The 24,630-nt window shown below is 54.3% G+C and carries 25 protein-coding genes and 2 other annotated features; of the genes, 24 read left to right on the forward strand and 1 reads right to left on the reverse strand.

Annotation, left to right across the window (positions count from 1 at the left end):
• Nucleotides 1–4 precede the first annotated feature (4 nt).
• The 4 genes from BLP91_RS11995 to pssA all read left to right on the forward strand — a co-directional run bounded on the left by BLP91_RS11995 (nucleotide 5) and on the right by pssA (nucleotide 5,866).
• A complete protein-coding gene (locus tag BLP91_RS11995; protein WP_091571383.1) occupies nucleotides 5–2,449 on the forward strand; it encodes an ATP-dependent Clp protease ATP-binding subunit in 2,445 nt (814 codons plus the stop codon).
• 156 nt (nucleotides 2,450–2,605) lie between these two features.
• Nucleotides 2,606–3,976, forward strand: coding sequence for a DNA repair protein RadA (gene radA, locus BLP91_RS12000; protein WP_091571386.1), 1,371 nt, complete (start codon nucleotides 2,606–2,608; stop codon nucleotides 3,974–3,976).
• Between the two features lie 4 nt (nucleotides 3,977–3,980).
• Nucleotides 3,981–5,057, forward strand: coding sequence for a DNA integrity scanning diadenylate cyclase DisA (disA, locus tag BLP91_RS12005; protein ID WP_091571388.1), 1,077 nt, complete (start codon nucleotides 3,981–3,983; stop codon nucleotides 5,055–5,057).
• 95 nt (nucleotides 5,058–5,152) lie between these two features.
• Nucleotides 5,153–5,866: a CDP-diacylglycerol--serine O-phosphatidyltransferase gene (pssA, locus tag BLP91_RS12010; RefSeq protein ID WP_091571391.1), complete on the forward strand. Its 714-nt coding sequence runs from the start codon at nucleotides 5,153–5,155 to the stop codon at nucleotides 5,864–5,866.
• Between the two features lie 146 nt (nucleotides 5,867–6,012).
• On the opposite strand, the gene BLP91_RS12015 is transcribed toward pssA, so the two are convergent.
• Nucleotides 6,013–6,408, reverse strand: a complete 396-nt coding sequence (locus BLP91_RS12015; RefSeq protein ID WP_091571393.1) for a nucleoside triphosphate pyrophosphohydrolase family protein — start codon at nucleotides 6,406–6,408, stop codon at nucleotides 6,013–6,015.
• Nucleotides 6,409–6,679: 271 nt separating this feature from the next.
• On the opposite strand from BLP91_RS12015, the gene BLP91_RS12020 reads away from it, so the two are divergent.
• The 20 genes from BLP91_RS12020 to rpoB all read left to right on the forward strand — a co-directional run bounded on the left by BLP91_RS12020 (nucleotide 6,680) and on the right by rpoB (nucleotide 24,554).
• Nucleotides 6,680–7,177 (forward strand): CarD family transcriptional regulator, encoded by a 498-nt coding sequence (locus tag BLP91_RS12020; protein WP_091571395.1) that lies wholly within the window; start codon nucleotides 6,680–6,682, stop codon nucleotides 7,175–7,177.
• 105 nt (nucleotides 7,178–7,282) lie between these two features.
• Nucleotides 7,283–8,365, forward strand: coding sequence for a PIN/TRAM domain-containing protein (locus tag BLP91_RS12025; protein ID WP_091571398.1), 1,083 nt, complete (start codon nucleotides 7,283–7,285; stop codon nucleotides 8,363–8,365).
• An 84-nt stretch (nucleotides 8,366–8,449) separates the two neighbouring features.
• Complete coding sequence (gene ispD / locus BLP91_RS12030) at nucleotides 8,450–9,136, forward strand: 2-C-methyl-D-erythritol 4-phosphate cytidylyltransferase (RefSeq protein ID WP_091571401.1); 687 nt, start codon at nucleotides 8,450–8,452, stop codon at nucleotides 9,134–9,136.
• A gap of 1 nt (nucleotide 9,137) precedes the next feature.
• Complete coding sequence (ispF, locus tag BLP91_RS12035) at nucleotides 9,138–9,620, forward strand: 2-C-methyl-D-erythritol 2,4-cyclodiphosphate synthase (RefSeq protein ID WP_091571404.1); 483 nt, start codon at nucleotides 9,138–9,140, stop codon at nucleotides 9,618–9,620.
• A 261-nt stretch (nucleotides 9,621–9,881) separates the two neighbouring features.
• Nucleotides 9,882–11,369, forward strand: coding sequence for a glutamate--tRNA ligase (gltX, locus tag BLP91_RS12040; RefSeq protein ID WP_091571406.1), 1,488 nt, complete (start codon nucleotides 9,882–9,884; stop codon nucleotides 11,367–11,369).
• A 69-nt stretch (nucleotides 11,370–11,438) separates the two neighbouring features.
• Nucleotides 11,439–11,662 (forward strand) — a binding site (T-box leader).
• Between the two features lie 48 nt (nucleotides 11,663–11,710).
• A complete protein-coding gene (gene cysE, locus BLP91_RS12045; RefSeq protein WP_281220592.1) occupies nucleotides 11,711–12,457 on the forward strand; it encodes a serine O-acetyltransferase in 747 nt (248 codons plus the stop codon).
• A complete protein-coding gene (cysS, locus tag BLP91_RS12050) occupies nucleotides 12,417–13,817 on the forward strand; it encodes a cysteine--tRNA ligase (RefSeq protein WP_091571409.1) in 1,401 nt (466 codons plus the stop codon). Before cysE ends, cysS begins: the two co-directional genes overlap by 41 nt.
• Nucleotide 13,818: 1 nt before the next feature.
• Nucleotides 13,819–14,253 (forward strand): Mini-ribonuclease 3, encoded by a 435-nt coding sequence (locus BLP91_RS12055; RefSeq protein WP_091571411.1) that lies wholly within the window; start codon nucleotides 13,819–13,821, stop codon nucleotides 14,251–14,253.
• Entirely contained in the window at nucleotides 14,243–14,986 is a 744-nt protein-coding gene (gene rlmB / locus BLP91_RS12060; protein ID WP_425412219.1) for a 23S rRNA (guanosine(2251)-2'-O)-methyltransferase RlmB, read from the forward strand. The genes BLP91_RS12055 and rlmB overlap by 11 nt, the downstream gene beginning before the upstream one ends.
• A gap of 3 nt (nucleotides 14,987–14,989) precedes the next feature.
• Nucleotides 14,990–15,499, forward strand: coding sequence for an NYN domain-containing protein (locus tag BLP91_RS12065; RefSeq protein WP_091571417.1), 510 nt, complete (start codon nucleotides 14,990–14,992; stop codon nucleotides 15,497–15,499).
• Between the two features lie 75 nt (nucleotides 15,500–15,574).
• Nucleotides 15,575–16,228 carry an RNA polymerase sporulation sigma factor SigH gene (gene sigH / locus BLP91_RS12070; protein WP_425412220.1) on the forward strand — a complete coding sequence of 218 codons (654 nt, stop codon included), beginning with the start codon at nucleotides 15,575–15,577 and terminating at the stop codon, nucleotides 16,226–16,228.
• A 274-nt stretch (nucleotides 16,229–16,502) separates the two neighbouring features.
• Nucleotides 16,503–16,652 (forward strand): 50S ribosomal protein L33, encoded by a 150-nt coding sequence (gene rpmG / locus BLP91_RS12075; RefSeq protein WP_091571420.1) that lies wholly within the window; start codon nucleotides 16,503–16,505, stop codon nucleotides 16,650–16,652.
• A gap of 26 nt (nucleotides 16,653–16,678) precedes the next feature.
• A complete protein-coding gene (gene secE, locus BLP91_RS12080) occupies nucleotides 16,679–16,900 on the forward strand; it encodes a preprotein translocase subunit SecE (protein WP_091571422.1) in 222 nt (73 codons plus the stop codon).
• Nucleotides 16,901–16,955: 55 nt separating this feature from the next.
• On the forward strand, nucleotides 16,956–17,489 hold the full coding sequence (gene nusG / locus BLP91_RS12085) for a transcription termination/antitermination protein NusG (RefSeq protein WP_091571425.1): 534 nt from the start codon (nucleotides 16,956–16,958) through the stop codon (nucleotides 17,487–17,489).
• Nucleotides 17,490–17,656: 167 nt separating this feature from the next.
• Entirely contained in the window at nucleotides 17,657–18,082 is a 426-nt protein-coding gene (gene rplK / locus BLP91_RS12090; RefSeq protein WP_091571569.1) for a 50S ribosomal protein L11, read from the forward strand.
• Between the two features lie 85 nt (nucleotides 18,083–18,167).
• Nucleotides 18,168–18,866, forward strand: a complete 699-nt coding sequence (gene rplA / locus BLP91_RS12095) for a 50S ribosomal protein L1 (protein WP_143003546.1) — start codon at nucleotides 18,168–18,170, stop codon at nucleotides 18,864–18,866.
• 20 nt (nucleotides 18,867–18,886) lie between these two features.
• Nucleotides 18,887–19,030: a sequence feature (ribosomal protein L10 leader region), on the forward strand.
• A gap of 25 nt (nucleotides 19,031–19,055) precedes the next feature.
• Nucleotides 19,056–19,574, forward strand: coding sequence for a 50S ribosomal protein L10 (gene rplJ / locus BLP91_RS12100; RefSeq protein WP_091571430.1), 519 nt, complete (start codon nucleotides 19,056–19,058; stop codon nucleotides 19,572–19,574).
• Nucleotides 19,575–19,650: 76 nt separating this feature from the next.
• Entirely contained in the window at nucleotides 19,651–20,019 is a 369-nt protein-coding gene (gene rplL / locus BLP91_RS12105) for a 50S ribosomal protein L7/L12 (RefSeq protein ID WP_091571431.1), read from the forward strand.
• Nucleotides 20,020–20,088: 69 nt separating this feature from the next.
• Nucleotides 20,089–20,697, forward strand: coding sequence for a class I SAM-dependent methyltransferase (locus tag BLP91_RS12110; RefSeq protein WP_091571434.1), 609 nt, complete (start codon nucleotides 20,089–20,091; stop codon nucleotides 20,695–20,697).
• 320 nt (nucleotides 20,698–21,017) lie between these two features.
• Entirely contained in the window at nucleotides 21,018–24,554 is a 3,537-nt protein-coding gene (gene rpoB, locus BLP91_RS12115) for a DNA-directed RNA polymerase subunit beta (protein WP_091571435.1), read from the forward strand.
• The last annotated feature ends 76 nt before the right edge of the window (nucleotides 24,555–24,630 follow it).

Below are 24,630 nucleotides of genomic sequence, written 5' to 3' on the forward strand. Positions count from 1 at the left end.
GACCATGATGTTTGGACGATTTACGGAACGGGCGCAAAAGGTACTCGCCCTCGCCCAGGAAGAAGCGGTGCGCCTGGGCCATAACAATATTGGAACGGAACATATCCTCTTAGGCCTGATCCGGGAAGGGGAGGGCATCGCTGCCAAAGCCCTGATCGGTCTGGGCCTCGGACTGGAGAAAATCCAACAGGAAGTGGAAAGTCTCATTGGACGGGGACAGGGGGAACCGGCCAATATCGCCTATACGCCCCGGGCCAAAAAAGTGATTGAACTCTCTATGGATGAAGCTCGCAAACTGGGTCATACCTACGTCGGCACGGAACATATTTTGCTCGGTCTGATTCGGGAAGGGGAAGGGGTGGCTGCCCGGGTGTTGAACAATCTGGGTGTCAGCCTGAACAAAGCCCGCCAACAGGTGCTCCAGCTTCTGGGCAGCTCGGAGACCGTCTCTTCCCACCAGGGTTCCAGCAACAGCGCCAACACCCCCACCCTGGATAATCTGGCCCGGGATCTGACGGAGGCGGCCAAGGAGGATAACCTGGATCCGGTGATTGGGCGGAGCCAGGAGATTGAGCGGGTGATCCAAGTTCTTTCCCGCCGGACTAAGAACAACCCTGTCCTGATCGGAGAACCCGGCGTCGGGAAGACAGCGGTTGCCGAAGGTCTGGCACAAAAGATCGTCGATGGAGAGACCCCGGAAACCCTGCGGGGAAAACGGGTGATGACCCTGGATATGGGCACCGTTGTCGCCGGCACCAAATACCGCGGGGAATTTGAAGATCGGCTGAAAAAAATCATGGATGAAATCCGTCAGGCGGCCAATGTGATCCTGTTTATCGATGAGTTGCACACCTTGATCGGAGCCGGCGGCGCTGAAGGGGCGATCGACGCCTCCAATATCCTGAAACCGGCGTTGGCTCGAGGGGATCTGCAGTGTATCGGGGCCACCACTCTGGATGAATATCGGAAATACATCGAGAAGGATGCCGCGTTGGAGCGGCGCTTCCAGCCGATCACCGTCGATGAACCCTCTGCCGACGAAGCGGTCCAGATTTTGGAGGGGCTTCGGGATCGGTATGAGGCTCACCACCGCGTCAAAATCACCGACGATGCCATCGATGCGGCGGTCAAACTGTCCGACCGCTATATCACCGATCGCTATCTTCCGGATAAGGCGATTGATCTCATCGATGAAGCGGCATCCAAAGTTCGTCTTTCCTCCTTTACGGTTCCGCCGGATTTAAAGGAGATGGAACAGAAGCTGGAGGAAGTGCGCAAGGAGAAAGATGCCGCCGTCCAGAGTCAGGAGTTTGAAAAAGCTGCCTCCTTGCGGGATAAGGAGCAAAAGTTCCGGGAAGAGCTGGAGTCGACCCGCAACCGGTGGAAAGAGGACCAAGGAAAAACCGACTCCGAAGTGGGACCCGAGGATATCGCCGAAGTGGTAGCCAACTGGACGGGTATCCCGGTGAAGAAACTGGCGGAGACGGAATCGGAACGCCTGCTCAATATGGAGGAGATCTTGCACGAACGGGTCATCGGGCAGGATGAAGCGGTCCGTTCCGTCGCCCGCGCGATTCGCCGGGCCCGGGCGGGGCTGAAGGATCCGAAACGGCCCATCGGCTCTTTTATCTTCCTGGGACCGACGGGGGTTGGGAAAACGGAGTTGGCCCGCGCCCTGGCGGAAGCGATGTTTGGAGACGAAGAGGCCACGATCCGGGTGGATATGTCCGAATACATGGAGAAACACTCCACCGCACGCCTGGTCGGATCACCCCCGGGATACGTGGGCTATGATGAAGGGGGGCAGCTGACGGAGAAGGTCCGCCGCAAACCTTACTCGGTCATCCTGTTTGATGAAGTGGAAAAAGCCCATCCTGAAGTGTTTAACATCATGTTGCAAGTGTTGGAAGATGGACGGCTCACCGATGGGAAGGGACGTCTGGTCGACTTTCGCAACACGGTGATCATCATGACCTCCAACGTGGGGGCTGATCTGATCAAACAGAATAAGCGGCTCGGATTTACCGTCGGCGACAATTCTGAGGATGAATACGAAGCGATGAAAGACAACGTGATGGAGGAATTGAAGAAAACCTTCCGTCCCGAGTTTCTCAACCGGATCGACGATGTGATCGTCTTCCACTCCTTGAAAGAAGAACATTTGGAGGAGATCGTCGGCTTGATGTCCAGTCAGCTCCGGAAGCGCCTGCAGGAACAGGAGATCGATTTTGTGCTGAGCGATTCCGCTGCCAAATACTTGGCCAAAGCCGGATTCGATCCCACCTATGGCGCCCGCCCCCTGCGTCGGGCGATCCAGAAACATATCGAGGATCGCCTCTCGGAAGAGTTGCTGAAAGGCAATATCAAACACGGGGATACCGTAACCATCGACGAACAGGACGGGGAGCTGACGGTTCGCAAGTCTGAGATGAGCCCCTCCGCCAAATAATGGGGAGACAGGGCGAGACCCGTATGACGGATTGCAAGGGAAACAGCGTGAGCCTTTAGATCGGTGCACCTCCTGTAGATAGCGGGAGGTGCGTTTTTTGTCTGGAATTTGATATAATTGGAGATAAAGACCATATGGATGGTAAGGAGACCCCGAGTGGCAAAGGTTAAATTAAAATTTGCATGTCAAGAATGTGGATATGAATCACTGAAGTGGATGGGCCGCTGTCCGGGCTGTGGAAGCTGGAACACCCTGGTGGAAGAGCGAGAGCAAGGCGGTGCCAGTCCCGCCGTCAGAGGAAAGCTTGACACCCGGAAGCGGCCCGCCCAGCCGATTACGGAAGTGGGAGGCATGGAACGTCCCCGGTCTGATACGGGCATTCGCGAGTTGAACCGGGTATTGGGCGGTGGGCTGGTCCCCGGGTCCCTGATCCTGGTGGGCGGAGATCCGGGGATCGGAAAATCGACCCTGCTGTTACAAGCGACCCATCGGCTGGCCCGCCTCGGAATGCCGATTTTGTACGTCTCCGGAGAGGAATCGGCGGAGCAGACAAGGTTGCGCGCCGACCGGTTGAAGGCTCTGCATGAGAAACTCTTCGTGGCTGCGGAGACCGATTTGGAAACCATCGAATCTCTGGTAGAGGAGGTCAATCCTGGACTGTTGGTGATCGACTCCATCCAGACGATATATCTTGCTGATGTCACCTCGGCCCCTGGCAGTGTCGCCCAGGTGCGGGAATGCACCGGTCGCCTGATGCGGCTGGCCAAGAGCAAGGGGGTAGCGGTGATCATCGTCGGACACGTCACCAAAGAAGGGGCGATCGCCGGTCCGCGGATGTTGGAGCATATGGTGGATTGTGTGCTCTATTTTGAGGGGGAAAGGCATCATACCTACCGGGTATTGCGGGCGGTGAAGAACCGTTTCGGCTCCACCAATGAAATCGGGTTGTTTGAAATGAAATCGGAGGGGCTGACCGAGGTGGATAATCCCTCGGAGATGTTTTTGTCCGAACGTCCCACAGGGGTATCCGGTTCTGCGGTTACCGCGAGTATGGAAGGGACGAGACCGGTGTTGATCGAGCTGCAAGCATTGGTGGCACCCACCAGCTTCGCCACACCGAAGCGAATGGCATCCGGTCTTGACTACAATCGGGTGACGATGATTATGGCAGTCTTGGAGAAACGGCTGGGGATGTTTCTGCAAAATCAGGATGCCTATGTCAATGTGGTCGGCGGAGTTCGTCTGGATGAACCGGCTGTGGATTTGGCTGTCTGTGTCAGCCTGGCCTCCAGCTTCCGGGACCATCCTACCCATCCGAAGGATGTCCTCATCGGAGAGGTGGGACTGACGGGGGAAGTGCGGGGGGTGTCCCGCTTGGAGGATCGGGTGAAGGAAGCGGCCAATATGGGATTTCAACGGGCGATCATTCCCGCTAAAAATAAACGGGGGTGGACACCTCCCACAAACTTGGAAATCGTATGGGTCGATTCTGTAGAAGAAGCGTTGGAAGCAGCATTAGGGGGTTAGGAGCGTGAAAGAAGAGAGAAAGAATGATATCGACAGCCGAACACTCCGTCTCGTTGCACCAGGCACCCTGTTTCGGGAAGGCCTGGATAATGTGCTGGGAGCCAAGACAGGGGCCCTCATCGTCGTCGGCTATGATGATTCCGTCCGGGAGATCGTAGATGGGGGGTTTTTTATCGATTGTCCTTTTGCTCCCGCCTACCTCTATGAGCTGGCCAAGATGGACGGGGCGATCATCCTTTCCAACGACGGGAGACGGATCTTGTACGCCAACGCCCAACTGGTGCCCAATTCCTCCATTCCGTCGACGGAGACAGGGATTCGCCACCGCACGGCCCAGCGTACCGCTCGCCAGACGGAAAAACTGGTGATCTCCATCTCCCAGCGCCGCAACGTGATCACGTTGTACCAGGGCCAAAACCGTTATTCTCTGAAAGATATCGGAGTGATCCTGACCAAAGCGAACCAGGCGATCCAAACGCTGGAGAAATATAAATCGGTGCTGGATCAATCGATGACCAATCTCAGTGCGCTGGAGTTTGAGGAATTGGTCACCTTAAACGAAGTGGCGATGGTGATCCAGCGGATTGAGATGGTGCTTCGGATCAAAAGCGAGATCGAGCGATATATCAATGAATTAGGGACCGAAGGCCGGTTGATCAGCATGCAGCTGGAAGAACTGGTGGTCAATGTAGAGAAAGAAGCCCACTTGGTGATCCGCGATTACTGTTCCGATCCCGATTGTCAGCCGCCATCGGAAGTCTTGCAGCGGTTGAACAAGTTTTCCGCCGATGAATTGTTGGAGCATGCCAATATTGTTCGCATTCTCGGGTATGTATCCGGTAATAATCTCCACGAAGAGGCGGTGGCTCCCAGGGGCTTCCGCATCCTGAGCAAGATTCCCCGCTTGCCGGCGCCCATCATCCAAAAGCTCGTGGACCGGTTTGAGTCCCTCCCCCGCGTGATGATGGCTACCATTGAGGAGCTGGATGAAGTGGAGGGGATTGGAGAAGTGCGAGCACGTGCGATTAAGGAAGGGCTCAAACGGATTCAGGAGCAGGTTTTCATTGACAGACATATTTAAATTCCATAGAATTAATGCATTATGGACCCGTAGGTTGTAGAGGAGGTGCCAGACCGCCAACAGGCTGTATTTTACCAATTTAGGAGGTTCCCTGCATGTTAGCCAGAGCGTTGCCGAATATTTTCACCGTCGGGAACTTGTTTTTGGGGATCATGGCCATGCTCCTTGCCTTGCAGGGAGAGTGGAAATACGGAGCGATCATGGTGATTATCGGGATGTTGTTAGACGGCTTGGATGGCCGGGTCGCCCGTATGCTCAACACCCAAAGCGAATTTGGGAAAGAACTGGATTCCCTCTCCGATATCGTCTCTTTCGGTGTAGCACCTGCACTGATTATGTATACTTCTATCCTTCATCAACTCAGCATCACCGGATGGATCATTACTGCCGTCTTTCCCATCTGCGGAGCTATTCGTCTGGCGCGCTTCAACGTCAAACCGGGAATTCCCGGATATTTTATCGGCCTGCCGATCACGGCGGCCGGCGGGGTGTTGGCCACCATGGCCCTGTACAGTGAAATGGTAGCTGGTCCCGGCTTTATGGTGACGGGGATGCTGCTCCTCTCCTATCTGATGGTCAGCCGGATCAAGTATCCCAACTTTAAAAAATTGGGGATTCCCCGCAGTGCCTACTGGATCGCTCCGCTGTTGATCATTCTGATGGGCTGGCTCGCTGTCCGCTTTCCGGAGGAATTCCCCAAAATTCTGTTTATTCCCTTGGTCTTTTATGCTTTCTATGGGGTGAAGCGCTCTGTCGCTCGCCGAAGAAGGCAAAACAGTGAAGAATCGGTGGAAGAGTTAAACCCGTAAAATGGAAACACCCCTGAAACCCAGGGGTGTTTTTTTAACGTTCTTAAAGATAGATGACGAATTTTCACTCCGGAAAAAGGAGGTGCAGAAGGACTGAAGCGGTACCCCGGGTACACCTTTATATACCCATCGATACGACGAAAAGCCTACCTTAGATGAAAGACGCCTAAGGTGGAAAGATGTTTGGATTCCTGTTTTACCACATCCTCCAGCTTGATGTCGAGCAGGTTACACATCGCCGTCAGGTAAAACAGGTTCTTGCCCATCTCCGACTGAACCACCTCCTGGCAGTGACTGCAAAGCCGGCCTTGCACATGATTTTTGACTGACTGCTTCATCTCATCCAGGGGTGCTTCATCTGCGAAGGGTTGGCGGGAGGCTTGGATTTCCATGCAGCCGCACTCGGTGACTCCTTTCATCAGGGCTCGATTCACCCGGCTGTTGGATTCCTGGAATTTGGAGGAGATGTCCAGTATACTCCTGTGTCGCAGAAGCAACTCGGACACTTGTTGCTGAAAGTTCTCGAGGGAGTTGTTCTCCATCTATCATCACCTCTTCCATTCCGAACATCTGCACCGAGGGTTTAGGCGAAATGTCCGAAGGGACTGAAGATTCTTTGTAAATTATTATAACGGGTTTTTGAAGAAAGTGTCAATTTGCTGGGCATCCCGGTGGAAAGGAGGAGGTGCTTTTTGATAAAAAGATATTGACGCTTTCGCTGCAAGTGTGCTAGTATATTAGTTTTAATTTATTGACTTTCCTCCGGGGTTGTGATATCTTGGAAACTGGATATTGCCCTTGGAGGTGGGTTTTTTGTTCAATATCGGCGACAAAGTGGTTTACCCCATGCACGGTGCAGGCATCATCGAGGCGATAGAGGAAAAGGAGATCCTTGGTGAATCCCAAAAATATTACGTGATGCGGATTCCGGTCGGCGATATGAAAGTGATGATCCCGATGTCCAAAGTGGACAGCATCGGTCTTAGAGAAGTGGTAGATCAACAGACCATCTCAGAAGTGATCCAACGTTTGTCCAATGGGACCGCCGATGCGTCCAATAATTGGAATCGCCGTTACCGGGCCAATCTCGATAAGATGAAAAGCGGGGACATTCGTGATATCGCCGACGTGGTACGGTGTTTGATGTTGCGGGATAAGGAAAAGGGACTCTCCACAGGGGAACGCAAGATGTTGGACAATGCCCGCCAAATCCTGATCAGCGAGCTCGTCCTGGCGAAGGAGATGGAGGAATCCAAGGCCTTCGGATTGCTAGACGAAATTATTTTTTCCGAGAGCAAAGCATCAGGTTAAAAAGGGTAAAACTCAAGGAACGGGGATATTTCCTCAAAGATGTGCAAAATAGCAGGTTTTGAACTCTCCAGTTTGTCTATAATGCTAATGAGGAGGTGAAGCCCCGTGTTGAAAAGGTCTGTCCAATTGGCCTTCGCACTTATCGGAGCGACACTCGGATTTTATATAGGGCCGGCGCTGTTTCAGATGTTCAATCTGGAGGGTATGCCAGCTCAACCATATATCGGCGCCGTGTTGGGAGCGCTCGTCCTGTATCTGATCACCTTTTGGTTTACGGGCAATGTGGTCCGGTGGATTCAGTGGAGTGAAGAACGTCTGATGAAAATCCCAGCTGCGGATACATTGTTTGGCGCTCTAGGTTTGATCTTCGGTCTTATCGTAGCATTTCTGATCGAACCTCCCCTGTCCAAACTGCCGTTGCCAGGGGTTTCTTCAGTACTCCCCCTGTTGGTATCCGCTCTCTTGGGATATCTGGGATTTCGGATCGGATATAAAAAACGCGATGAACTGATCGCTGTTTTCACCATGGGGCGACAGGCCAAGGATCGCAGCAAAAAAGAGAAAGAGCCACAGGACAACGTTGAGCATAAAATTCTCGATACCAGCGTCATCATCGACGGCCGCATCGCTGATATCTGCCGCACTGGTTTTCTGGAAGGAACGCTGGTGATTCCCAGTTTTGTCTTGGAAGAATTGCAACATATCGCTGATTCCTCCGATGTTCTGAAGCGGAACCGCGGTCGTCGTGGGTTGGATATCTTGAACAAAATTCAAAAAGAGCTCAATATGCGCGTTCTCATCTATGAGGGAGACTTTGAGGAAGTTTCCGAAGTGGATAGTAAACTGGTGAAACTGGCCAAGGTGTTGTCGGGGAAGGTCGTCACCAACGACTTCAACCTGAACAAGGTTTGTGAACTCCAAGGGGTAAAGGTTCTCAATATCAATGATTTGGCTAATGCGGTCAAACCGGTGGTCCTTCCCGGTGAAGAGATCAATGTTCAAGTGATTAAAGACGGGAAAGAGCACGGACAGGGGGTCGCCTATTTGGACGACGGGACGATGATCGTCATCGAAGGCGGCCGCGATTATATCGGTGAGCGGATTGACGTGCTGGTTACCAGTGTGTTACAAACATCTGCAGGGAGAATGATTTTTGCCAAACCGAAGCTGCTGGAAAAGGCACTCTGAACGCACAGAGCCTGGAAGCCTGATGCCCGGCGCCGGGTGGGATCTCGCCGCCGGGCTCTCTTGTGTTTGAAAGGAGATTACGCAGTGGATGCAGGTGTGGTAATACCGGCGGCCGGCAAGGGGCGGCGGATGGGAGGGCCTGTTTCCAAACAGTTTCTCGACCTGTGCGGGGTGCCCGTCCTGATCCGTACCCTTCAGGTGTTCCTTGACCACCCGGCGGTCAGCCAGACGGTGTTGGCCGTCAGTCCCCAGGAGGTGGACTATGTCCGTGATCTGCTGAATCGTTTTCGTGTGCCGGCGGGGAAGGTTTTGGTCACCCCCGGTGGCCGCGAGAGACAGGACAGTGTTCGCGAAGGACTGAAAGTCCTGGACCGGGAATGGGTGTTGGTCCACGATGCGGTCCGACCCTTTATCACCCGGGAGCAGATTACCACTCTCTTGCAACAGGCGGAGGCTGGTGGAGCCGCTGTACTGGCGGTTCCTGTCAAGGATACCATCAAGGAAGTCAACTCCGATGGGCTGGTGGATGGCACACCCGACCGAAGTCGCTTGTGGGCTGTGCAAACTCCCCAGGCTTTTCGCCGTTCCCTGCTGGTACAAGCCCATGAAGAGGGGGAGCGTACCGGCTTGGCTGCCACGGATGACGCCATGTTGGTGGAAGCCTTGGGCGCTAAGGTGCGGGTGGTAGAAGGAGACTACAGCAATCTGAAGCTGACGACGCCGGAGGATATGGCGTTGGCTGAAGCAATTTGGAAGATGAGGAGTCAATGATATGATCCGAGTGGGACAGGGGTTTGACGTACATCAGTTTGCAGATGACCGACCGCTGATTCTGGGTGGGATCGAAATTCCGCACTCCCGGGGGTTAAGCGGGCATTCTGATGCGGATGTCCTCCTGCACGCCATCACCGATGCCGTGCTGGGTGCGCTGGGGAAAGGGGATATCGGTACCCATTTCCCCGATACCGATCCTGAATACGAGGGAGCGGATAGTGCGAAACTGTTGCGTGAAGTGTGGTTGATGGCCGAACGAGAGGGCTTCTCCCTCGGTAACCTGGATGCCACGGTGATTGCGCAGAAACCCAAGATGGTCCCGTACATTCAACAGATCCGGGAACGGGTCGCTGGCCTGCTCCATGGGGAATTATCCAATATCAATATCAAGGCCACGACCACCGAACATCTGGGTTTTGCCGGCAGGGAAGAAGGGATTGCCGCTATGGCGGTGGTTTGTCTGGTTTCACCCGGAAAGTGAGAAAGGGGAGCGCGATCCATAGTCGGAGAGGAAGCGTTTACCCGAAAGAACGACTTGGCCTCCTGTGGGCAGGGCAGAATCGAAGCGGACGTCGGATTAGCTGACGAGGTATTGAGGATACGAAGGGAACGGGTTCTGTCCTGCTCGCGGCAGGTTGATGGGAGCGCTTCGGGTAAATGCTTCCACTCGCTTTCTATACCACGCTGCTCCTTGGCATCATCGTTATAAGTCAAGGACATCGATCAAGAGGTGAATAGAAAGATGGCGGAAGTTCGTACACGTTATGCGCCGAGTCCAACCGGTCATCTCCATATCGGAGGGGCGCGGACCGCTCTGTTCAGCTATCTATGGGCTCGCAGAAATAACGGATCCTTCGTGGTCCGCATCGAAGATACAGACGTGGAGCGCAACGTGGCTGATGCGGAACAAAAACAGCTTGACGGGCTGAAATGGCTGGGCATCGACTGGGATGAAAGCGTGGATGTGGGAGGTCCCCATGCACCTTACCGTTCCATGGAGCGGGTGGACCTTTACCAGCAACATTTGCAAAAATTGATTGACGCGGGACACGCATACCCCTGTTATTGCACGGCGGAAGAGTTGGATGAAGAACGGCAAAAGCAGTTGGCTGAAGGAGTAGCCCCGAAGTACAGCGGACGGTGCCGCCATCTGACGGAAGCGGAGCGGGAGGCTTTCCGACGGGAAGGACGGACACCATCCATTCGTTTTCGAGTGCCGGAAGGGCGCATTCTCACGATTCATGATGAAGTGCGGGGAGAAGTCCGGTTTGAGTCCGACGGAATCGGAGACTTTATCATTCAACGGCCAGACGGCCGACCCACATATAACTTCGCCGTTGTGGTGGATGATGCATTGATGGAAATTACCCATGTGGTTCGGGCGGAGGAGCATCTGTCCAACACGCCGCGGCAGGTTTTGCTGTATGAAGCCCTCGGTTTTGATGTTCCCACATTCGCCCACGCTTCCCTGATTCTCAATCCTGACGGCAAGAAAATGAGCAAGCGGGATGAATCGGTGATCCAGTTTATCGACCAATACCGGGAGCGGGGTTACCTCCCTGAGTCCATCCTCAACTTTTTGGTGCTCTTGGGCTGGGCTCCGGAGGGAGACAAAGCGGAGGAAGAGATCTTTTCCAAGGAGGAGCTGATCAACCTCTTTTCCTTGAAACGGGTCTCCAAAGCTCCGGCCGTGTTTGATACCGGCAAGTTAAATTGGCTGAACAACCATTACATCAAAAAGTCGTCCACCGAACGGATCACCGAGTTGGCCATTCCCCATCTGGCGAAAGCCGGCCGGATTTCGGAGAATCCTACAGGTGACGAACGGCAATGGGTGACCCGATTGGTCGGTCTGTACCAGGAACAGTTGGATTGGGTGGCCCAAATCGTCGATCTGACGGAGGTGTTTTTCCGGGAAGAGCCGGTGTACTCCGATGAAGCCAAGGAAGTGCTCTCCGCCGAACAAGTGCCGGAAGTGATAGCTTCTTTGATCCAACAGTTGGAGGCCTTTACGGGAGAACTTACTCCTGACGAAGTGAAAGCTCTCCTCAAATCGGTACAGAAGGAGACGGGTCACAAGGGCAAGAAGCTCTTTATGCCGGTTCGCTGCGCCGTCACTGGAGAGACACACGGGCCGGATCTTCGGGAGACGATCTCCCTGCTCGGAAAAGAGAAGGTATTGGGCCGGTTGCGCGGGTTTTTGGAGCAGCGGGACCGGATTTTGGGATAAACGGTCGGTTGCTGATCGAGGGAACCGATCATATAATATGGTTTAAAGAAGACGCTTTTTTAGGAAACTAGAACTGCTATGACCGGGAGAGTACGGCGGCGACGGAATCTGCAGAGAGGGGTCTTATGGCTGCAAGGATCCTGTTTCCACGTCGTCGGAAGTGCACCCGCGAGCATGCCCTCCCGATGCGCTTTCGTGTAGGGAAGGGCCGGCCTCCCGCCGTTAACGGGGATGAGCGGGCCGGATATGTTCCGGCAAGCAGAGTGGAACCGCGGAAAACAACCGTCTCTGCAGCCAAAGGCTGCAGAGATTTTTTGATTCCAGACGAAGGAGGGAGACCTGTGAGCATCACACAACACCTGAAAGAAGTGCGTGCCATCATTCGATCCGACATTCAGGCTGTATTTGACCGGGATCCTGCCGCCCGAAGCACCTTTGAGGTGGTATTGACTTACTCGGGTTTGCATGCCATTTGGATGTATCGAATCGCACATTGGTTTTATAATCGGAAATGGTTTTTGGTAGCGCGAATCATTTCCCAGATAGCTCGTTTCCTGACCGGAATCGAAATCCACCCCGGTGCCAAGATCGGCCGTGGATTTTTTATCGACCACGGCATGGGGGTGGTGATCGGGGAGACGTGTGAGATTGGGGATCACGTAACCATCTATCAAGGGGTCACCCTGGGCGGTACCGGAAAGGAGAAAGGGAAACGTCACCCCACGGTGGAGGATGGGGTGCTGATTGCCAGCGGAGCGAAGGTGCTGGGGTCGATGCGAATTGGGCGCTACTCCAAAATCGGTGCCGGCTCCGTCGTGCTGCGGGAAGTGCCTCCCAACTCCACTGTGGTCGGTGTCCCGGGACGGGTCGTGGTGCAGGACGGCGTGCGCATCCGAAGCGCCGGGGCACAAGATCTGGATCAAGTCAACCTGCCTGATCCAGTGGCGGAAACCTGCAGCCGGTTGGAAGCTGAAATTGAACGGTTGCAGGCTCGTCTCCACGATTTGACACAGGAGATGGAAACTATTCGAGAGGAGAAGAACAAGGATGACCTTGCGCGTATACAACACTCAAACACGGAAGCTTGAATTGTTTCAGCCCCAGCAGGATCATAAGGTGCAGATGTATGTGTGCGGGCCGACGGTTTATAACTATATTCACATCGGGAATGCCCGGGTGTTTGTCTTTTTCGACGTGGTGCGCCGCTACTTGGAATATAAAGGTTATGAGGTCACCTATGTACAAAATTTCACCGATGTGGATGATCGTCTGATCGAGACGGCCCAACAGGAAGGCACATCGGTGAAAGAGTTGGCGGAGCGTTACATTGAAGCCTATTTTGAGGATATGGACGCCCTCGGAGTGCGGCGGGCGGATATCCATCCCAAAGCGACGGAACATATCGACGAAATGCAGTCTGGGATTCAGACCCTGATCGACAAGGGTTACGCTTATGAACGGAACGGCGACGTCTATTACCGCGCCCTTCGAAAAGATGATTACGGCAAACTCTCCCACCAATCGATGGATGAGTTGAAAGCGGGAGCCCGGATAGATGTGAACGAACAGAAGGAGAACCCATTGGATTTCGCTCTGTGGAAAAAGGCGAAACCCGGTGAAATCAGCTGGGAGAGTCCCTGGGGCAATGGGCGGCCCGGTTGGCATATCGAATGTTCAGCCATGTCCCGGAAATACCTTGGGGATACATTGGACATCCATGCCGGCGGGATGGACCTGTGCTTTCCTCACCATGAGAACGAGATGGCCCAAAGTGAAGCGTGGACGGGAAAGCCCTTCGCTCGCTACTGGCTGCATAATGGGTATATTAATATGGGCAGCGAAAAAATGTCCAAATCCCTGGGCAACATTGTACGGGTGGTGGAGTTACGTCAGGAATACGCCCCCCGGGCTCTTCGTTATTTCCTGTTATCCGCCCATTACCGCAATCCTGTCTCTTTTAGCCACGAAGCGATCCGCCAGATTGAAAACGGGCTGGAGCGTTTTGATACAGCTGTAGCCAACCTTCGGCACCGGATGCAGACAGCAAACGAAGGGGATGCGGATCAGGAGGTTCGCGAAGAGCTGGATCGGCTTACTGGGGAATTTGAAGCCGCTATGGATGATGATTTAAATACCGCCAACGCGATCAGTGTCTTGTTTGAAGCGGTCAAGTCTGCGCAAAGCATGCTCTCTCGCCCGGTCCTTTCCAAAGGATCGCTTACTGCCTACCTCGATTGGCTGCGCCGTTTCGGATCGGAGATCCTGGGCCTGATCGATATGGGTGAGGAAGAAGGACTGGATCAAGAGATTGAAGCGTTGATTGAAGAGCGGCAACAAGCTCGGGCTGTCCGGGATTTCCAGCGGGCAGATGCGATCCGGGATCAACTGGCCGCTCAGGGAATCATCCTGGAGGATACCCCTCAGGGCGTTCGCTGGCGGAGGAAATAAAATGGATGGGATACTCGGACAGACTGGAGAGCCGATGAAGAAACAACCGCAGGAGTTCAACCCGCTCCTCCTTGCCTATCTGGGTGATGCGGTGTATGAACTCTACATTCGCTATCACCTGTTGGCGAGAGACGATACCCGTCCCAACGAGATTCACGGGGAGGCGATCCGATTCGTCTCCGCCCGTGCCCAGGCGGAAGCGGTGCACCGAGCCGAAGATTGGCTGACCGAAGAAGAAAAAGAGGTCGTCCGTCGGGGGCGGAACGCCAAATCCAAGAGCATGCCCAAAAATGCCAAGCCGGCGGATTACCGGTACAGCACCGGCTTTGAAGCCTTGATCGGCCATTGGTATTTGAAGGGGGAGACGGAGCGACTGCAGGAAGCGATGGAGCGGGTCATCGAAACATTGGAAGGAGAAATGGATGATGGAAAATGAATGGGTGATCGGCCGGCAGGGGGTTCGGGAAGCCCTGGGTGCCGGACGGCAAGTGGCGAAGCTTTTGGTTGCTGACGGTGCCGGCAAGGGAAAAGGCGGTTTGGGTCCCCTGTTGGAGGAAGCGAGGCAAAAGGGGATCACCGTCCAATTCGTTCCCCGGAAAAAGCTGGACGATATCGCCCGGGGCGGAAACCACCAGGGGGTGGCCGCTCAGGTGGAGGCCTATCGCTATGCGGGGGTGGACGAGCTGTTCCGACGGGCGGAAGAGCGGGGAGAATCCCCCTTTTTCCTGCTTTTGGACGGGGTTGAGGATCCTCACAACTTAGGCTCCATGCTGCGAACGGCAGACGCTGCGGGAGCTCATGGGGTGATCATCCCCAAACGACGGGCGGCGGGGCTCACCCAAACCGTGGCCAAAACCTCCGCCGGAGCTATCGAACATATTCCCGTCGCCCGGGTGACCAATCTGAACCGCACAGCAGAGGAGTTGAAGGAACGAGGGGTCTGGCTGTTCGGCAGCGATGCCGATGCGCCTGAGCCCTATGACCGTGTCGATTATTCCGGTGCGGTCGGTCTGGTGATTGGCAGTGAAGGAAAGGGAATCAGCCGTCTATTGAAGGAGAAGTGTGATTTTCTGGTGCGTCTCCCGATGAAGGGGCGGGTTTCTTCTCTTAACGCTTCGGTGGCTGGGGCCTTGTTGATGTATGAAGTCGTCCGCAGTCGGGGGCGATGAGGGATGAAACCCCTGGACGAGTGGCTGATCGTGGACGGATACAATGTGATCGGCGCCCACGAGGAGTGGTCGGCGCTGGGCTTAGCCGAAGCGCGCGATCGGTTGACGGAGCTGCTGTCGGAATATCAGGCATTCAGCGGTCGGCGGGTGACCCTGGTCTTTGATGCCCAACATGTCCCGGGAGCTGGGGCCCGTCTGTCCGAACAGCGGATCACTGTCATCTATACCAAGGAACATGAGACGGCTGACGAACGGGTGGAGCGCCTGGTCAAGGAAAATAAAGATCCCCATCGACGGATCTACGTGGCCACCTCCGACTATCTGGAACAGCGAATGATTTTGGGCCTGGGGGCTTACCGGATTTCCTCTCGAGAATTGTTGGAGGAATTGAGGCGGATGAAAGGGGAAGTGGCCCGCAGGATCGACAAGGAGTACCGTGTCAAGCCCACCCTGGGCCACGGGTTGGATGGGGAGGTCCTCAAAACCTTTGAAATTTGGAGGCGGAAAAAATAGGTGAAAATTTGACCATTTTGTTGCAACTCGGCTATAATGAACATATCACGGTTTTCCAGCCAACAGGTCGGAGGGATGAAGGTGAGCGTCAATCTCCAAGGCTTGACGGTGGAACAAGAAGCAGTGACCGACGAAGAGCTGGTGGAATACGTCCGCACGGGTGACGGGGCAGCTTTGGAACTTCTGATCAACAAGTACAAGAATTTCGTCCGATCCAAAGCGCGATCCTATTTCTTGATCGGAGCTGATCACGAGGATATCGTTCAGGAAGGAATGATCGGGCTGTACAAGGCGATCCGCGACTTTCGAGGGGACAAGCTTGCCTCGTTCAAAGCCTTTGCCGAGTTGTGCATCACACGTCAAATCATCACCGCGATCAAGACGGCGACCCGCCAAAAGCACATTCCTCTCAATTCCTACGTCTCCCTGGACAAGCCCATCTATGATGAGGATTCCGACCGGACCCTGATGGATATCTTGACGGGTGGCAGGGTTTCCAATCCGGAGGAGCTTTACATCAACCAGGAGGAATTTGACTATATCGAAGATAAGATGTCGCAAATTTTGAGCGATTTGGAGCGAAAAGTGCTGATGCTCTATCTGGATGGTCGTTCCTATCAGGAGATTGCCGTTGACTTGAACCGGCATGTGAAATCGATCGATAACGCCCTGCAACGGGTAAAGCGAAAACTGGAACGGTATTTGGAAGTTCGTGAGGTTTCGTTATGAGGTGGTATGAACGCGGTTTGATCAGAAATACCCGGGGGAGCTCCCCCGTTTTTTTCTTCTCTCGCCAAGTGAGTTCGACACTATCTTACAAATTCCTTCCCTTTTTCTGAAAAAGATAAAAAGATTTCTTGGTGGTTTAAAGGGAAGCTGTCAGCGTCTATAATGGACTAGGCATCTGTCATTCATTGACATGATTCATCGCCTGTGATAATGTTGTTTGGGTATTTGTACGATGCCTGTTATTATTGTGGATGCATTCAAGGAGGTGGTGAGCGTGCGTGTACTGATGACGCTGGAATGCACAGAATGCAAAGAGCGCAACTATTCGTCCACTAAAAATAAACGGAATCATCCCGACCGGATGGAGTTCCGCAAATTCTGCCCCCGTTGTAACGGGCACACCCTGCACCGCGAAACGAAGTAACATTGAGTTCTCAGGGGGGGACGCGCATGGGTTTTTTCGGCCGACTCTGGACCGGTATCAAGAAAAGTGTGACCGGAACCGCTAACTTCATTAAAACAGGTGTTGCGGAGCTGAAAAAGGTTCGTTGGCCCTCGCGTCAGGAGCTTTTCAGCTACACCCTGGTCGTATTGGTGACCGTCACGGCAGTGACGCTCTTCTTTACTGTCATTGATTTGGGGATTGCTAAGCTGGTCGAGCAGATCACATAAAATGGACAGGGAAATTTGTCATAAGGGGGGACAGGGCGTAACGCCCTGATTTCACATGGAGAAGAACTGGTACGTGGTCCACACCTACTCGGGCTACGAGAATAAGGTGAAAACCAATCTGGAAAAGCGTGTCCACTCCATGGACATGCAGGATAAGATTTTCCGGGTTCTGGTGCCGACGGAAGAGGAGATCGAGCACAAGGACGGAAAGAGGAAAACGGTCCAGCGTAAGGTTTTCCCGGGGTATGTCCTGGTCGAGATGGTGATGACCGACGATTCTTGGTACGTGGTGCGTAACACCCCCGGGGTGACGGGTTTCGTCGGCTCTCCCGGGGGCGGTGCCAAACCTACCCCCCTTATGCCGGATGAGGTGGAAAGCATCCTTGATCAGATGGGGATGGAAGAAGCCCGGCCAAAGGTCGATTTTACCGTGTCCGAGAGCGTAAAGGTGAAGGAGGGTCCCTTTGCCGATTTTGTCGGCAACATCGAAGAAGTGGATCTCCATCGCCAGAAGCTGAAGGTACTGGTCAATATGTTCGGTCGGGAAACCCCGGTGGAACTCGACTTCAGCCAGGTGGAAAAACTTTGATCCGGCATCCTGCCCTTCCATTTTGGCAGAAGCTGTGATAATGTGATTGTGTTTGGGTGGATCGATCCGGAACCGGTGCCACATTCCGGAGGACACCCGATGGTTGTTTGTTCAACGTGGGAGGGTTTGACCCGAGGGAACCACATTTTTGAAGGGAGTTGGATGGTGTGGCCAAAAAAGTCTCCAAAGTCGTCAAGCTGCAGATTCCTGCCGGTAAAGCCAACCCGGCACCGCCGGTTGGTCCCGCCTTGGGGCAAGCCGGTGTGAACATCATGGGATTCTGTAAAGAATTTAACGCCCGCACTTCCGACCAAGCGGGTATGATCATTCCGGTGGAAATCACTGTATACGAAGACCGCTCGTTCACTTTTGTGACGAAAACTCCTCCGGCCGCTGTCCTCTTGAAGAAAGAGGCTGGCATCGATAAGGCGTCCGGAGACCCCTATAAAAACAAAGTGGGCACGGTTAAGCGGGACAAAATCCGCGAAATTGCGGAACTGAAAATGCCCGACTTGAACGCCACTGATGTGGAATCCGCCATGCGCATGGTGGAAGGCACCGCCCGCAGTATGGGGATCAACATCGAAGACTGAGGACGAGCGGCCGTACCGACAGCCGCCACGGGTTGCGGTGCGAGTGGGAGGATCATCCGTTATTACCACGAAGGGAGGAAATACCGTGGCCAAACATGGAAAGAAGTATGTGGATGCACAGTCTAAAATCGACCGGGAACAAACCTATAGCATCGAAGAGGCGCTCCGGTTGGTGAAAGAGGTGGCTCCGGCCAAATTTGACGAGACTGTGGAAGCGGCTTTCCGTCTCGGCATCGACACGAAACGGGCCGATCAGCAAGTGCGGGGAGCGGTTGTGCTGCCTCACGGCACGGGTAAAACGAAGCGGGTTCTCGTCTTTGCCAAAGGGGAAAAAGCTAAGGAGGCCGAACAGGCTGGCGCCGACTTCATCGGTGAAGAAGACCTTGTCAACCAAGTGAACCAAGGTTGGTTGGACTTTGACGTGGTCATCGCCACCCCGGACATGATGGGGCAGGTCGGTAAACTGGGGCGGATCCTGGGTCCCCGCGGTCTGATGCCCAACCCGAAAACCGGAACCGTCACCTTTGATGTAGCCAAAGCTGTGGAAGAAGTAAAAGCGGGTAAGATCGAATACCGTGCCGACCGGTCAGGTAACGTTCACGCCCCCATCGGTAAAGTCTCCTTTGATACGGAGAAACTGGTGGAAAACTACCAGGTGCTCGCCGATACGATCATGAAGGCGAAACCGGCCGCAGCCAAAGGCCAATATGTAAAGAGCGCAACGGTCTCCTCCACTATGGGACCGGGGATTTCCATCAACACATCCGTCGTTGCCGGACGCTGATGGGAATCCGAGTAACTGTGACAACTAAATCGAGCATACCGTAGACAGCCGGGGCGCGCTTCACGCGCTTAAAAATCCTGCCGAGGTAGTGATCGTCTCCCATCTGAGAAAGGGGAGTCTGTTCCCGGCCTTCGTCTGTCTACGAAGGCTTTTTCTATGCTCGAATCCTGATCTCAAGGAGGTGTCTCCGTGTCCGCAACTATTGAAAAGAAGAAACAGGTCGTGGCGGAAATCGCCGAGAAACTGCAAAACAGCAAGACGACCGTTTTGACGGATTATCGGGGGCTTAACGTAGCCCAGATGAATGAACTGCGTAAACAGCTCCGCGAAGCCGGTGTGCAGTATGAAGTGTTGAAAAACACCATGATTCGCCGCGCCACCGCACAAACGGATTTGACCGAGCTGGATGAGCATCTGGTGGGTCCGACAGCGGTCGCCTTTTCCAACGATGACTTGGTGGCGCCGGCCAAGGTGCTGCACAACTTTGCCAAGGAGAACAAAGATCTGGAGATTAAAGCCGGTGTCCTGGAAGGCAAAGTGATCGGCGCCGATGAGATTAAGGAACTGGCTACGCTGCCGTCCTACGAAGGCATGGTTTCCATGCTGCTGTCCGTTCTGCAGGCTCCGCTTCGCAACTTTGCCCTGGCGGTTCAGGCTGTGGCCGACCAGAATGGCGAAGGGGAAGCCGCCGAAGGCTCCGAGGCGTAATCGCGCTGCTTAAACAATGGGAAATCCCCGCAGGGGCTCCCGCTTAAGAAAAGATGAACTCACAGGAGGTAGTATCATGAGTAAAGAGCAAATTATTGAAGCCATCAAAGGCATGAGCGTGCTCGAACTGAACGACCTGGTCAAAGCGATCGAAGAGGAGTTTGGCGTTACTGCCGCAGCCCCGGTTGCCGTCGCTGGTGGAGCCGGAGACGAAGGAGGCGCCGCCGAAGAACAAACCGAATTCGACGTCATCCTCAACGATGCCGGTTCCTCCAAGATCAACGTCATCAAAGCGGTTCGCGGCATCACCGGCCTGGGCCTGAAAGAAGCCAAAGCTTTGGTGGACGGCGCCCCGAGCCCGGTGAAGGAAGGTGCCTCCAAGGAGGAAGCCGAAGAGATCAAATCCAAACTGGAAGAAGCCGGTGCCTCGGTGGAACTGAAGTAAGGTTCGCCGGACTGCCGGACCTGCCGGCTTTCAGCCGGCAGGTTTTTTCATTCTTGAGGTGAGATGCGAATGATAGACCACTACTATTCCAAAAATCCCGGTGCAGCCAGCCACAAACAGGTGGTCACATCGGTGTTGAAGGGGAAAACCTTTCGCTTTTTAACCGATGCCGGCGTATTTTCCAAGCGAGGTGTCGATTTCGGGACCCGGCTGTTGATCGAGACAGCGGAGCTCCCGGAAAAGGGAACGATTCTGGATCTCGGTTGCGGGTACGGCCCCGTCGGGATCGCTTGTGCTCAGGCAGCACCTGGTTGTCGAGTTACCATGGTCGATCCCAATCGACGGGCGTTGGAGTTGGCGAGCCAAAATGCGAAGGAAAACGGGGTGGACCAGCGGGTGGAGGTCCTGGAGAGCGACGGCTTTCAGGAGCTTCAGGAACGCCGTTTTGACTGTGTGTTGACCAATCCTCCCATTCGAGCGGGAAAGGAGATCGTTTACCGTTTGTTTCGGGAAGCCCGTGATCACCTGAAACCGGGTGGAGCGTTGTGGGTGGTTATTCGCAAACAACAAGGCGGCCCTTCAGCCAAGAAAGAGTTGGAATCTCTCTTTCGACGGCTGGAGACCGCCCAAAAGAAGAAAGGCTACTGGATTTTACACGGTTTACGAGTTGAGGAATAAAAGTCGTTGACAGAATTTCCGGGGTGTGGTATCGTTTTAGAATGCTAAACCCACTGCTGGGAATCTCAATTTCGACAGCATACGGGTGTTTTTTGTTGTGAATAAGAACCTCGTGTTTTGGTTAAGCTATGTAAATAGACTGTTGTGGTTGGAAAAAACAGGCACAACAGGGTTATTTATATAATGGTTTAAGTGAGTTCAAATTATGAGATCGTCATCAGCGAACATTTGAATTGGTTTGCAGTAGGGTTGAACTGTGGAAGGGGCCCTTTTTTTGACGGGTCAAGCACCAATCGACTGGGTTCGAGGGGGGAGCTCGTTTGGCAGGTAAACTAGTCCAATATGGTCGGCGTCAACGGCGCAGTTATTCGAGGATCGATGAGGTGCTCGAACTGCCCAACCTGATCGAAATCCAGCAACGGTCGTATCAGTGGTTCCTGGATCAGGGACTGAAGGAAATGTTTCAGGACATTTCTCCCATTGAAGACTTTACCGGCAACCTGGTTCTGGAGTTCATCGATTATACGTTGGAGGAACCCAAATATTCAGTCGATGAATCCAAGGAACGAGATGTGACCTACGCCGCGCCGCTTCGTGTCAAGGTCCGCCTTATTAACAAAGAGACCGGCGAGGTGAAAGAACAGGAAGTATTCATGGGTGATTTCCCGTTGATGACCGACACGGGGACGTTTATTATCAATGGGGCTGAGCGTGTGATCGTCAGCCAGTTGGTTCGTTCCCCCAGTGTCTACTATAATAGCAAAGTCGACAAAAACGGGAAACCCACATTTGCAGCCACAGTGATCCCCAACCGCGGGGCTTGGCTGGAGCTTGAAACCGACGCCAAGGATATCGTCTACGTACGGATCGATCGTACGAGGAAGATACCGGTGACGGTCCTTTTGCGTGCTCTCGGTTTTTCAAGCGATGCGGAGATCCTGGATCTTCTCGGTGAAGATGAATATCTCCGAAATACGCTGGATAAAGACAACACCGGGAATACGGAAAAAGCGTTGATTGAAATCTACGAACGCTTGCGTCCCGGCGAACCGCCGACGGCGGACAATGCCCGCAGCCTCCTGTATTCCCGCTTCTTTGACCCGAAGCGTTACGATTTGGCCAATGTGGGGCGTTATAAAATCAACAAAAAGCTGCACATCAAAAACCGCCTTCTCAATCAGCGCTTAGCGGAAACGGTGGTCGACCCCGAGACCGGGGAGATTATTGCCGAGGCCGGTCAAGTGCTGGACCGCCGAGTGATGAATCGCTTGGAGCCGTATCTGGAGTCTGAAAGCGGCTTCGGTTGGAATGAGTACTCCGTCCGCGGGGGCGTGCCGGAAGACGGTCTATTGAAACTGCAGTCTCTCAAAATCTTCTCCCCCTTGGAAGATGGAAAGGTGATCCGAGTCATTTCCAACGGCCAGATTGACAAAGGGGTTAAAAATATTACGCCGGAAGATATCATTTCCTCGATCAACTACTTCCTCAACCTCCTTCACGGGGTAGGGAACACCGATGATATCGACCACCTCGGCAATCGTCGCCTGCGTTCTGTCGGAGAGCTCTTACAGAACCAGTTCCGCATCGGCCTCTCCCGGATGGAACGGGTGGTCCGGGAACGGATGTCGATTCAGGATGCCAATGCGATCACACCCCAGGCCTTGATCAATATTCGACCGGTGATCGCCTCCATCAAGGAGTTTTTCGGTTCCAGTCAGCTGTCCCAGTTTATGGACCAGACGAACCCGCTGGCGGAATTGACCCACAAACGGCGTCTGTCCGCCCTCGGTCCCGGAGGTCTGACCCGGGAGAGGGCCGGCTTTGAAGTGCGGGACGTCCACCATTCTCACTACGGGCGCATGTGCCCGATTGAGACGCCGGAAGGACCTAACATCGGGTTGATCAACTCCTTGTCCAGTTACGCTCGGATCAACGAGTACGGTTTTATCGAGACGCCTTACCGGAAGGTAGATCCGGAGACCAACCAGGTGACCGATGAGATCGTCTATTTGACAGCGGATGAAGAGGACAACTACTACGTGGCTCAGGCCAATGCGCCACTGACCGATGACGGTCATTTCGCCACGGAGCAGGTGGTGGCCCGCTACAGGGAGGAGACGACACCGGTTCCCCGGGAGCGGATCGACTTTATGGACGTTTCCCCGAAGCAGGTGGTGTCCGTAGCGACGGCTTGCATCCCCTTCCTGGAGAACGACGACTCCAACCGGGCTCTGATGGGGTCCAACATGCAGCGGCAAGCCGTACCGCTGTTGAAGCCGGAAGCCCCCTTTATCGGGACCGGCATGGAGTATAAAACCGCTCGTGATTCCGGTGTGATGATCCTGGCTAAGCGCCCCGGCGTCGTGGAACGTGTCACCGCTGATGAGATCTGGGTGCGTCATGAGGAAGAAGTGGACGGCCAGGTGGTCCGCGGAGATCTGGATAAATATCGGCTACACAAATACATTCGTTCCAACCAGGGGACCAGCATCAATCAGCGCCCGATCGTACGGACCGGGGAACGGGTGGAAAAAGGGGATATCCTGGCAGATGGTCCCTCCACCGATCTCGGTGAGCTGGCCCTGGGACGGAACACTCTGGTCGCCTTTATGACTTGGGAAGGTTACAACTATGAGGACGCCATCCTCCTTTCTGAAAAAATGGTGAAAGAGGATGTCTACACCTCCGTTCATATTGAAGAGTACGAATCCGAGGCTCGGGATACGAAACTGGGTCCGGAAGAGATCACCCGGGATATTCCCAATGTGGGTGAAGAAGCCCTGAAGAATTTGGATGAGCGTGGTATCATCCGCATCGGAGCCGAGATTAAAGCCGGTGACATCCTGGTGGGGAAAGTCACTCCGAAAGGGGTCACCGAGCTGACTGCAGAGGAACGCCTGCTGCACGCGATCTTCGGTGAAAAAGCCCGGGAAGTGCGGGATACCTCCCTGCGCGTTCCCCACGGAACCGACGGGATTGTCGTCGACGTCAAGGTGTTTGAACGGGAAAACGGAGACGAACTGCCGCCAGGGGTGAACCAGCTGGTTCGCGTCTACATTGCCCAGAAACGGAAGATCTCCGAAGGGGATAAAATGGCCGGTCGCCACGGAAACAAAGGGGTGATCGCGCGAATTCTGCCTGAGGAAGATATGCCCTTTATGCCTGACGGCACTCCGGTGGAAGTTGTGCTCAACCCCCTCGGTGTGCCTTCTCGGATGAACATTGGCCAGGTCTTGGAAGTACATCTGGGAATGGCCGCCCGCGCACTGGGTCTGCACATGGCGACGCCCGTCTTTGACGGGGCGTCGGAAAACGATGTGTTTGACGCGCTGGTGGAAGCAGGGCTGGATGCCGACGGCAAGACCCAACTCTTTGACGGCAGAACCGGGGAACCCTTCGAAAACCGGGTGACGGTCGGGGTCATGTACATGATCAAATTGGCCCACATGGTGGACGACAAGATTCACGCCCGTTCCACCGGTCCCTATTCGTTGGTTACACAGCAACCCCTCGGCGGGAAAGCCCAATTCGGGGGACAGCGGTTTGGGGAGATGGAGGTGTGGGCGTTGGAAGCCTACGGCGCCGCTTACACCCTGCAGGAAATCCTCACCGTGAAATCCGACGATGTCGTGGGACGCGTCAAAACCTACGAGTCTATCGTCAAAGGCGAGAATGTGCCTGAAGCCGGTGTTCCCGAGTCCTTCAAAGTGCTGATCAAAGAGCTGCAAAGCTTGGGTATGGATGTCAAAATCCTTGCCGAAGACGAGCAGGAGATCGAGATCCGGGAACTGGATGATGAAGACGAACCGGACAGCGAACGATCAGGCTTGGACATGGATAAAGATCAAGCGAAATAAACGGTTTGCCTTGCCTCGACCGAAAGGCCTTTTGCCAACACGGGATCAACGCCGGGCTCGTGACGAATCGGGATGA

The sequence above is a fragment of the Melghirimyces thermohalophilus genome (assembly GCF_900102685.1).
GTDB lineage: Bacteria > Bacillota > Bacilli > Thermoactinomycetales > DSM-45169 > Melghirimyces > Melghirimyces thermohalophilus.